Annotated in this window: 9 protein-coding genes and 1 tRNA gene; 4 read left to right on the top strand and 6 right to left on the bottom strand. The window is 64.8% G+C overall.

Annotation, left to right across the window (positions count from 1 at the left end):
- Positions 1–462: 462 nt before the first annotated feature.
- Positions 463–1,248, bottom strand: coding sequence for an SDR family NAD(P)-dependent oxidoreductase (locus TSA1_RS15005; protein WP_100177034.1), 786 nt, complete (start codon positions 1,246–1,248; stop codon positions 463–465).
- A 134-nt stretch (positions 1,249–1,382) separates the two neighbouring features.
- Between TSA1_RS15005 and TSA1_RS15000 the strand changes: the two genes are divergently transcribed.
- Both TSA1_RS15000 and TSA1_RS14995 read left to right on the top strand, forming a co-directional pair.
- Positions 1,383–2,081, top strand: coding sequence for a histidine phosphatase family protein (locus tag TSA1_RS15000; protein WP_174718911.1), 699 nt, complete (start codon positions 1,383–1,385; stop codon positions 2,079–2,081).
- A gap of 70 nt (positions 2,082–2,151) precedes the next feature.
- Complete coding sequence (locus TSA1_RS14995) at positions 2,152–2,919, top strand: SDR family NAD(P)-dependent oxidoreductase (RefSeq protein WP_100177032.1); 768 nt, start codon at positions 2,152–2,154, stop codon at positions 2,917–2,919.
- Positions 2,920–3,073: 154 nt separating this feature from the next.
- Here TSA1_RS14995 and TSA1_RS14990 read toward each other — a convergent pair whose 3' ends face one another.
- Positions 3,074–4,309 (bottom strand): serine hydrolase domain-containing protein, encoded by a 1,236-nt coding sequence (locus TSA1_RS14990; protein ID WP_100177031.1) that lies wholly within the window; start codon positions 4,307–4,309, stop codon positions 3,074–3,076.
- Positions 4,310–4,461: 152 nt separating this feature from the next.
- Between TSA1_RS14990 and TSA1_RS14985 the strand changes: the two genes are divergently transcribed.
- Positions 4,462–4,537, top strand: a tRNA-Trp gene (locus TSA1_RS14985).
- A 137-nt stretch (positions 4,538–4,674) separates the two neighbouring features.
- Here TSA1_RS14985 and TSA1_RS14980 read toward each other — a convergent pair.
- From TSA1_RS14980 to TSA1_RS14970, 3 genes are all read right to left on the bottom strand, one after another.
- Positions 4,675–5,436: a glycosyltransferase family 2 protein gene (locus TSA1_RS14980; RefSeq protein WP_100177030.1), complete on the bottom strand. Its 762-nt coding sequence runs from the start codon at positions 5,434–5,436 to the stop codon at positions 4,675–4,677.
- A 144-nt stretch (positions 5,437–5,580) separates the two neighbouring features.
- Entirely contained in the window at positions 5,581–6,090 is a 510-nt protein-coding gene (locus tag TSA1_RS14975; RefSeq protein WP_100177029.1) for a hypothetical protein, read from the bottom strand.
- A 9-nt stretch (positions 6,091–6,099) separates the two neighbouring features.
- On the bottom strand, positions 6,100–6,606 hold the full coding sequence (locus TSA1_RS14970) for a hypothetical protein (RefSeq protein WP_100177028.1): 507 nt from the start codon (positions 6,604–6,606) through the stop codon (positions 6,100–6,102).
- A gap of 155 nt (positions 6,607–6,761) precedes the next feature.
- Here TSA1_RS14970 and TSA1_RS14965 point away from each other — a divergent pair, with 155 nt between their 5' ends.
- Positions 6,762–8,423 carry a hypothetical protein gene (locus TSA1_RS14965; protein WP_100177027.1) on the top strand — a complete coding sequence of 554 codons (1,662 nt, stop codon included), beginning with the start codon at positions 6,762–6,764 and terminating at the stop codon, positions 8,421–8,423.
- Here the strand turns inward: TSA1_RS14965 and TSA1_RS14960 are convergent.
- On the bottom strand, positions 8,413–9,447 hold the full coding sequence (locus TSA1_RS14960) for a Gfo/Idh/MocA family protein (protein WP_100177026.1): 1,035 nt from the start codon (positions 9,445–9,447) through the stop codon (positions 8,413–8,415). The two genes, TSA1_RS14965 and TSA1_RS14960, sit on opposite strands and share 11 nt — an antisense overlap.
- Positions 9,448–9,459: the final 12 nt, after the last annotated feature.

Here is a 9,459-nt window from a genome sequence, read left to right as displayed (position 1 = left end):
GTGATGTGTATTGCTCAACCGGGCAAGCGCGTCAGCCATCCGCAAGGCGACGGGGGCAATAGTGCAACGCTCCCCGGGGAGATCACGACATAAGTCGTAAAGCCACTGCGCAGGGAAGGCCGGGATGTCCTGGCTACACCTGTATGCCGCTGTGCAGCTTCTCGTCACGCAGGATTCGCACAGTGGACCGCGGGTGCCAGCCGGCACCCGGTCTTCCCTGCGCCCTCTCCATTCAAGAGGGCGAAGAGACCAAGCAAAACTCGGGCGAGATGCGCCGCGAGGCTGATCAATCATGTGTATCGATGAACAACGGTCTCGTGCCCCGGACGCAGCGCAGCGCCTCTTTAGCGGTGCGCTGCAGAGCCGGGGCCCATGCGGCAACGCGTGCTGTGGCCCTGCTGGGTCCCGGCTCTGCGCAGCAGCGTAAGAACGCTGCAGCGCGTCCGGGACACGAGATTGCTGCTACACCGGCTTGCCCGTATACGGCATCGACGCCGTCAGGCCGCCATCAACCGGGAAGGCCTGCCCATTCACATACGAGGCTTCGTCGCTCGCCAAGAACAATCCCATCGCCGCGAGCTCGTGCGGCTGTCCGGGGCGCTTCAGCGGATTGAGCTGGCCGATCTTGTCCTGGGTGCCGCGCTCCTTGGCGCGGTCGAAGATCGGCTTTGTCATGCCGGTCTCGATCAGGCCCGGGCACACTGCGTTGATGCGCACGCCGGTGCCGGTGAGCGAATACGCGGTGGTCTGCACCAGGCTGATCACGCCGGCCTTGCTCGCGGCATAGGGATGTCCGCTGGCACCGGCCTTGAGGCCCGCGACGGAGGCGGTCAGCACGATGGCGCCGGACTGCTGCTTCACCATGTGGGGCATCGCGTGCTTCACCGCGAGGAACGGCCCGATCAGATTGATGCGCAAGATCTCCTGCCAATGTTCCACGGTCTGCTCGGGAATTGGAACAAGGCCGCCGGAGATGCCGGCATTGGCCCAGATCACGTCGAGCCGGCCATGTGTTGCGACGGCCTTCTCGATCACGGCGATGACGTCCTTTTCGGAGCCCGCATCGGCGATCATGGCTTCCGCGACGCCGCCGGCTTTTTTGATCTCTTCGACCGTCTCCTTCACCGCCTCGGTGCGATCGACCGCGATCAGCCTTGCGCCCTCCCTGGTGAACAGCAGCGCAGCCGCACGGCCGATGCCGCTGCCGGCGCCGGTGATGATGACGGATTTGCCTTGCAGACGGCCCATGCGTTTCTCCCTGTGGTGCCTCGCGCGACGCTTGCCGCGCGACGGAATTTCAAACAAGATTTCAAACGGTAAAGTGTCTTGAGACACGTTGCCTCCTGACGTACAGCGACATCAAACGGGATGGAAGGGTTTCGATGGCAGGCGCAGACAAGCCCAATGTGGTCACGACGCGGTGGTGGTGGGTCCGTCACGCGCCTGTGCGCAACGACGGCGGCAACATCTACGGGCAGAGCGATCTCGCCTGCGACACCAGCGACACCTACGTGTTCAATGCCGTTGCCAAGGTGCTGCCACGCAAGGCGGTCTGGTATTCGAGCAATCTGATGCGCACGCACCAGACCGCGGAAGCGATCTGGGCGGCCGGCTACCCGAAGCCTGCGTCGATGCCATGGGAAGCAGATCTCGCCGAGCAGAATCTCGGGAAGTGGCAGGGCATGAACCGCGCCGCATTCATCGCGAGCCGCCCCGTCGGCTCGAGCTGGTTTGCCGACATCAACGAGCCCGCGCCCGGCGGCGAAAGCTTCATGGATCTCTACAACCGCACGCGCCGCACCATCGAGCGCATCAACGGCGAGGCTGGTGGGCAGGACATCATCGCGGTCGCGCATGGCGGCACCATCAAGGCGGCGATCGGCCTCGCGCTCGACGGCCAGATCGAGCGGGCGCTGTCCTTCGACATCGACAATTGCTCGATCACGCGGCTCGATTATTTCGCAAGCCCTGAGCGCTCGGTCTGGCGGTTGCCGATGGTGAATCAGCAGCCCTGGATCGCGGACGATGCGCACGCGGCGATGCATCAGCTGGCCGGTCCGGAAGTCAAGAAGCTCGCCTGAGTAGCTCGCCATTCCGCGTTCGATGCTCTGCATCGCTCCGGAACATTAAAGATCAATCTGGGAGGAACACATGACCTTGTTCGACATGAAGGGGAAAGTCGCCGTCATCACGGGATCGACGCGCGGTATCGGGCTTGCGATCGCCGAGCGCATGGCCGAGCACGGCGCCAAGGTCGTGATCTCCTCGCGCAAGGCCGACGTCTGCGAGCAGGTCGCCAAGGGCATCAACGACAAGTTCGGCAAGGGCACCGCGGTCGCGATCGCCGCGAACATCTCCTCGAAGGAGAACCTGCAAAATCTCGTCGACGAGAGCAACCGCGCCTTCGGCAAGATCGACGTGCTGGTCTGCAACGCCGCCTCGAACCCGTATTACGGCCCGCTCGCCGGCATCTCCGACGATCAGTTCCGGAAGATCCTGGACAACAACATCGTCGCCAACAACTGGCTGATCTCGATGGTGGTGCCGCAGATGATCGAGCGCAAGGACGGCTCCATCATCATCGTCTCCTCGATCGGCGGCCTCAAGGGCTCGACCATCCTCGGCGCCTACGCGATCTCGAAGGCCGCCGACATGCAGCTCGCGCGCAACCTGGCTTGCGAATACGGCAAGCACAACATCCGCGTGAACTGCATCGCGCCCGGCCTGATCAAGACCGACTTTGCCAAGGCGCTGTGGGACAATCCGGAGAATCTGAAGGCCTCGACCGCGCGCTCGCCGCTCTTGCGCATCGGTATCCCCGACGAGATCGCAGGCGCGGCCGTGTTCCTGGGCTCGAAGGCCGGCGACTTCATGACCGGCCAGACCATGGTGATCGACGGCGGCGCGACGATCAGTTGATGGTCGCTCTCGTGTCCCGGACGCGGCGCAGCACGAAGTGCTGCTCCGCAGAGCCGGGACCCAGAAGGCCAAGCACGAGATCGTAGAGATATGGGTCCCGGCTCAGCGCCGCACCGCTACGCGCTGCGTCGCGTCCGGGGCACGAGAGCGGAGACTACTCCACCGCCGCGTAAACCAGATCCCGCACCAGGGTCCGCGTGTAGTCGCGCTGGCCCGGGCCCTGGCTCATGAACACCGCGAACAGATCCTCCTTCGGATCGATCCAGAAGAACGTGCCGGCGATGCCGCTCCAGAAATACTGGCCGACGCTGCCGGGGAAGGGCGCGATGCCGGCCTCGCGGCGCACGGCGAAGCCGAGACCGAAGCCGTGGCCGGGCGCGAGCAGGGTGCCGTTGATCTGAACCTGCGGCCCGAGATGATCGGATGCCATCAGCTCCAGCGTCTTGCGGCCGATGATCCTGTTGCCGTCGAGCGTGCCGCCGTTGCGCAGCATCAGGCAGAAGCGGGCATAGTCCATCGTCGTCGAAACGAGACCGCCGCCGCCGGACTCCATCACCGGCTGCTCGAGCATGTTGAACAGCGCGACCTTGTCGCCGGTCCAGGGATCGGCCGCGAACGGCTCGGCGAGCCTGCCCGCGTTGGCCTCGCTGGTCGAGAAGCCGGTCTCGGCCATCTGCAACGGTGCGAGCACGCGCTCGGTGAGGAACGTGCCGAGCGACTTGCCGCTGACGACTTCGATGATGCGGCCGAGGATGTCGGTGGAGCGGCTGTAGTTGAACTCCGCGCCGGGCTGGCAGACCAGCGGGAAGCTCGCCACCAATGCGGCATGCTCGGCATTGGTGATCTTACGGCTGCGGACGCGGGAGTCCTGGTAGAGCTTGTGCACGGGGCCGTCGCCCTGATGCTCGTAGGTGAGCCCCGAGGTGTGGCGGAGCAGGTCCTGCACGGTCATCGGCCGCGACGGCGGCACCAGGTCCAGCTTGCCGTCCTTCACGATTCCGACCTGCTGGGTCGCAAATTCCGGGATGAATTTTGCGACGGCGTCGCTGAGCAGGAGGTGGCCGTCCTCGACCAGCGCCATGATGGCGACCGAGACGATCGGCTTGGTCATCGAGAAGATCCGGAAGATCGAATCCCGCGTCATCGGCGCGTCGGCCGCCGGGCTCTGCTTGCCGAGCGCCTCGAACCAGCCGACCTGGCCGCCTCTTGCCACCAGCACGGTGGCGCCGGGAATGGTTCCCTTGTCGATCTCGCGCTTGAAGGCGTCCGACATGGCCTGAAGCCGCGGCCGCGACAGCCCGAGCGTCTCCGGGCGGGCCTCCGGCAGTGGTGGGGTGGACGGCGCGATCGTGGCCTGTGGGGCGGCTGGAGCGGTCGCTGTGGCGGTCATGGGCACTCCCTGTTGTTTTTGATTGTCGGCGACGGACTGTGGCCCAGAAACCCCGGTACAAACAAGCGAAGCGGGCGCGGTTCACCCTTGCAATCCGGCCGCCCCCTGTGCTTGAAAGCGGCCTGATCCGAAGCGGCGACGCAAGGGTCTGTAGGAGTGTAGCTCAATTGGTAGAGCACCGGTCTCCAAAACCGGGGGTCGCAGGTTCGAGCCCTGCCACTCCTGCCAGTAAAATCAACCACTTAAGTCAGATGCTGGCAGGATAGGGACGGGGCGTCCCGCGGACGAATCGCCACGCGTGGGCCATCTCACCAAGTGTGAGCCTATCCGCTCCAAGTCCGGGGTCGGCAGAGGCCGGGCGGCGCCTAGCGCGCCGGAGCCCGCTCCGCATCGTCGGGAATCTGGCTGAGATCGACGTGCCGGATGGGAACGCGGCGCAGCAGCGAGACGATGGTGCCGCCGAGCTCGAAATAGGTGCGCAGCCGCAGCGCACGGGAGGAGCCCTTCAGCTCCGCATTCAGGCTCACGGGCACCTGGACATAGGTGAGGCCGAGCTGGAGCAGGGAGATCAGGGCGCAGATCTGATAGCCATAGCCGTCGGCCTTGACCGCGATCTGGCGCAGCCATTTCACGGGGTAGACGATCATGCTGTGGTAGTCGGACAGCCAGAAGCCGAACAGGCAGTTCAGGATGAACCGCAGCGAGTGCGACTGCAACGAGCGGTTGACCGAGCGGTCCGACTGGTTGTCGCGATAGGTAATGACGAGATCCGCGGCGCCCGCCGCCTTGAACATCCGGGCAATACCCTCGTTCTGAAAGGCGTGATCGCCGGGAATGAGCGTGATGGCATCGAATTTCGCGCGCGAGAGGGCGTATTCGAAGCCGGCGCCGACACCGCGCCGCTCGGGGTTATGGTGCACGATGATGCGGGGCTCGCTGGCCGCGAACTCGTCCATGATCGCGCCGGTGGCATCGGTGCTGCCGTCGTCGATCAGGAAAATCTCGAAGTCGTCGAGCAGCTCGCGGGCGAGCGGCAGCACGCCGTCGATGGTGTCGGCGATCTTGTCCTGCTCGTTCAGTGCAGGGATGACGATCGTAAGCCGTTTTGCCGCCCTGGAAGGTGTCATTTCATGCCGCCCGCTGCAGGCCACTCTTTTACTGGTGGAACCCTGGCGCAACTCTAGGTCATCCGGGCTGAGCGAACAATAAGGGCCCCGCAGATATGCCCTGCACAACCAGCAGGAAACCGGCGATCTGTGTGTTTCCAGCAACTAGTCGGAGGAAAAATCGTAAAGACTGGTGTCGCCGATGCCGAAGGCGCGGCGCAACTGTCCGACGCGGCCTGCCATGGTCCGGCCCGCCGCTGTCGCGGCGAAGTGCGATCCGACCGGCTCGACCAGGCCGCTGTCGACCAGGCTTCCAATTCGTCCCTGGAACAGAGCTGGAACCTGCCGTTCGACGATGTCGGAAAGCGGAGCCTTCCGCTCGGACCGGCCGACGAGGCCAAGCAGAATGTCCAGCGAGACCGATTTGTACACAGCGCCAAAAGCGAAGACATAGCCCATGACGAAAAATCCGAAAATCGAAGCTGCGTCCCAATACTGAAATTGCGCGACGACCAAAACCCCGAGCATCACGCCGAGACCATGGGTGATGATCGCGGCGATCGCGAGCAGGGTCACGGGTGCAACGGTCCATCCGCGCGCGCGGGCCATCAGCTGCAAGGCGGGCGACAGCAGGGCGAAGGTGACGGCGGCGAGGAATCCGACAACGAAGGACATCGTGACCGCTCACCCGAGGCCGGTCGACAGACGAACGAATTTGACGAGACGCGCGACCGCCACGCCCTTCGTCGTCGGAGCCAGCTTGCCGTCTGCGATGGTCAACATCCCCGCGCCGACCAGGAGTTTCAGGCGATTGTGCGTGAATGTGCCGAGATCGCCGCCCTGCATGTAGGCCACGGCCCATTGCTCCAGGGTGAGGGGACGCCCGGCCTTGTCGAGGGCCGTGAGCAGCGTCAGGGTGAAGCCCCAGGCCAGCAGGCTGAACAGGATGTAGAAAAACATCATCGCCGTCGCCAGCAGGAACAGGCCGCCAATGACGTCGTCGAGATGGCGTTGACCGGGAAGCGCGATGCAGGCGATCGCGTAGAGGGTCATGAGGCTGGCGCAGGCGAGCCGGTAGCGGCGACCGGATCCGCCGGTGGCGGCGATACGCGCGTAGCACAGCAACAGCAGCGGCAGCACAGCGCTGAGACCAATCGCAGCGGCTTGCGCGGGGCCCGGTAGCATGTTCATTGCGGAAAATCGTCCCGGACGCCTCTCAGGCCCAGCCAGTGCAGGAGTCTATAGGAGGTCGCATTTTTCCGGTCAAGGGAGCCCGTCATGGGCGCTCTTGCGGACCTCAACCGGGCGTGCAAATCCTTGTCGGCGATGCCGTTCCTCCCTCCGAGATGTCTCCATTGCTGCGTGCGATCATCGTCCTCCTCGTCGTGCTGTTGGCTGCGCACGCACCGATGCTCCTCAACGACGGTCTCTTCATGGACGACTGGCTCGTGCTCAAGCCGCGTCCGGACTATTTCATCGACATCGATTTCCTGCTGAACGGCGCCGGTCATCCGATATTCTACAGCTACGACACGTTCGCGAACTGGACCGGTGCCCCGATCGCCGTGATGGTATCGCTCGCGGTTGCCGGAATTGTCCTTGGGGCAATATCGTTCGCGCTGACCGCAACGCGTCTCGGTCTGCTCGACCGCGCCGAGGCGGTCGGTTTGGCGCTGATCGTCTGGACCTATCCCGGCTACCAGCTCTGGGCGGGCAAGGCGAACGCGGTCTACGTCTTCAGCTTCGGACTGTTGTTCATCGGTGCCTGGCTATTGACGCTGGCCTTCGCCGCAAGCGGCCTGCAGCGCGTGCTGCTTCGCGTGGCCTGCGCCCTCGTGTTCCTGCTGAGCTTTGCGCTCAACTCGACGATCGTGCTCTATGCCTTCGTGATGCTCGGTCTGTTCGTTGCGATATGGCGGGGCGGCGACGCGTCGGACGGCTTCGTTCGCCGCACATGGCTCGCATCCTGGCGCTGTGCCCTCGGCTATCCGGAGTTGGTGCTGCTGCCTCTGATCTACTGGGGCTCGCTCAACATCTGGTTCAAGCGGATCGGCGTCTATGCACAGCATTATGACGCGCATTTCCCGACCTTGCGGGAGCTGGCTGGGGGATGGCAGGCATTCTTCGCCGCGGCTTACCGGGACGTCCTGGCCCATGCGGTGCGCGCGGCGATCACCGTCCCGACGATCTTCATTTTGGCGGCGGTGCTCGTCGGCATCGTCTTGCTGCTGCTGCGTTCCGACACCAAGCCGACCACGTCCAGGCTCGGGATCCTCGCGCCGCTCGCGCTCGCCGCAATCTTGTTTCTCGCATTGTCGTCGCCCTATCTGATCGCCGGCCTGCGGCCGTCGTCCACGCATTTCTACGAGAGCCGTCACCTGCTGATGTTCGGCGTGCCGTCGGCACTGGCGCTTCTCGCATTCAAGCGGCAGGCCGAACGCTGGACCGCTCCCGGCGTCGCCTTTGCGGTCGTGTTCGGAGCGGGCCTCATCCTGTCGATCGGCATGCTGTGGAGCGACTACGTCTTCATGCAGGCGAGAACGTTGAAGCAGGAGGCCCTGGAGCGCAATCTTGCCGGCCGGGTCCAGCCGGCAGCGACGGTCTACGCGCTCGACGACGGTTTCTTCGATTATCCGTCGCGGCATGTGCCGTTCGGTCTCGCCGAGGTCACCGGCATGCTGCGCCTCGCCTGGGGCAATCAGCCGTTCTTCGGATTTGCGCTGCGCGCCGAGCGGCCCGACATCCTGCGGAGAATGGACGAGGCGCGGAAGGCGCCGGGGAGTGCATTCCATCATTTCGATCCGACGGGGCCGCAGGCGACGATCTCGTTTCAGCCGGGACCCGGGGCCGCACCGAACCAGACCCTGGTGCGGAAGTACTACGCGTGCCGGCTGCTGGCGCGCTGCGATGTTGCAGAGTTCCTGGCTCAGCTTGCGCAGGTGACGATCAAGCTCGGACCGATCGCGGGCGTCCTGCCGATCGAAAAGGATGCAGCGCCTAGCCGCTAACCCGCCGTTGCCAGACGGCTTCCGCCAGCGCGATGTCGGTGACCGAATCCGCGCCGGAGGCCAGCGGGGCGCCTCGCGCGGTGACATCGGACACGAAGGCATCGGCCTGGCGCCGGAATGCCCAGCTCGTTTCACCGGTCAGGCGTGTGCTTTGACCATCGTGCTCGACAATGACCTCCGCCTCCTGCTCGGCAAAGGGGGGAGGCAATTCCAGCGTCACCGCGCCGCGCTCGAAGTCGATCGTCAGTCCCTCGCGCCAGGCACCGTCCGATCCGCTCACGAGATCCAGCGCGCAGGCGATGCCGTCGAAGTCGAGGATGATGCGCCCGGCACCCGAAGCCTCGATCTCGCTTTCGGCGACCGTCGGCGACGATCCCAGCAAATAGCGCGACAGATTGATGATGTGGCTGAAGACGTTCAGAAAGTTATCGTAGCCGGGACGCATCTCGCGCGGCATCCAGTCGGGACCATCCTGCCAGAGCTCGAGCCCGTCCGGACGCGCTTCGCCGGTCATCACGAAATTGTCCTGCGCGCGGCCCGTGTCGCCGCCGAAGCACCAGCCTCTTGCCCGGACGATGCGTCCGAGCGACTGGTCTTCGCGCAAGCGTGTCAGCACCTCCAGCGCCCGCGCCACACCGGCATCGTGACGCTTCATGTAGCCGATGCTGTAGACGAGGTCTTGCTGCCGCGCGGCGTCGACCAGCAATGCGGCCTGGGCCGTCGTGTAGGCCATCGGCTTTTCCGAGAGCACGTGCCGGCCGCTCTTCAGTGCGTCCAGCACGATCGGGCCGGTGGCACGGCGCTTGGTCACGACGACGACGGCGGACACCGCGCTGTCTGCCAGCAGCTCCCGGTGCGTGCCGTAAACCTTGGGAATGCCGAATTTCTGCGCCGCGGCGGCAGCCAAGTCCGGCCGGAGATCGGCGATCGCGACGACGCGGCAGGCGGGATTGGCAGCGAAATTGGCGAGGTGGCACATCTGGCCGACCATGCCCGTTCCGATGATGCCAATGCCTGGCCTCACTGGCTATGATCC

The organism is Bradyrhizobium nitroreducens, from assembly GCF_002776695.1.
GTDB lineage: Bacteria > Pseudomonadota > Alphaproteobacteria > Rhizobiales > Xanthobacteraceae > Bradyrhizobium > Bradyrhizobium nitroreducens.
The sequence above is the reverse complement of the archived record's forward strand: the minus strand, read 5'-3'. Positions and strand labels throughout refer to the sequence as shown.

What these genes read in the sequence shown, in the direction of transcription:
- TSA1_RS15005 (WP_100177034.1), bottom strand. Translation starts at nt 1,248, where the DNA reads ATGGGCCGTCTGCAAGGCAAATCCGTCATCATCACCGGCGCCGGCAGC.
- TSA1_RS15000 (WP_174718911.1), top strand. Translation starts at nt 1,383, where the DNA reads ATGGCAGGCGCAGACAAGCCCAATGTGGTCACGACGCGGTGGTGGTGG.
- TSA1_RS14995 (WP_100177032.1), top strand. Translation starts at nt 2,152, where the DNA reads ATGACCTTGTTCGACATGAAGGGGAAAGTCGCCGTCATCACGGGATCG.
- TSA1_RS14990 (WP_100177031.1), bottom strand. Translation starts at nt 4,309, where the DNA reads ATGACCGCCACAGCGACCGCTCCAGCCGCCCCACAGGCCACGATCGCG.
- TSA1_RS14980 (WP_100177030.1), bottom strand. Translation starts at nt 5,436, where the DNA reads ATGACACCTTCCAGGGCGGCAAAACGGCTTACGATCGTCATCCCTGCA.
- TSA1_RS14975 (WP_100177029.1), bottom strand. Translation starts at nt 6,090, where the DNA reads ATGTCCTTCGTTGTCGGATTCCTCGCCGCCGTCACCTTCGCCCTGCTG.
- TSA1_RS14970 (WP_100177028.1), bottom strand. Translation starts at nt 6,606, where the DNA reads ATGAACATGCTACCGGGCCCCGCGCAAGCCGCTGCGATTGGTCTCAGC.
- TSA1_RS14965 (WP_100177027.1), top strand. Translation starts at nt 6,762, where the DNA reads ATGTCTCCATTGCTGCGTGCGATCATCGTCCTCCTCGTCGTGCTGTTG.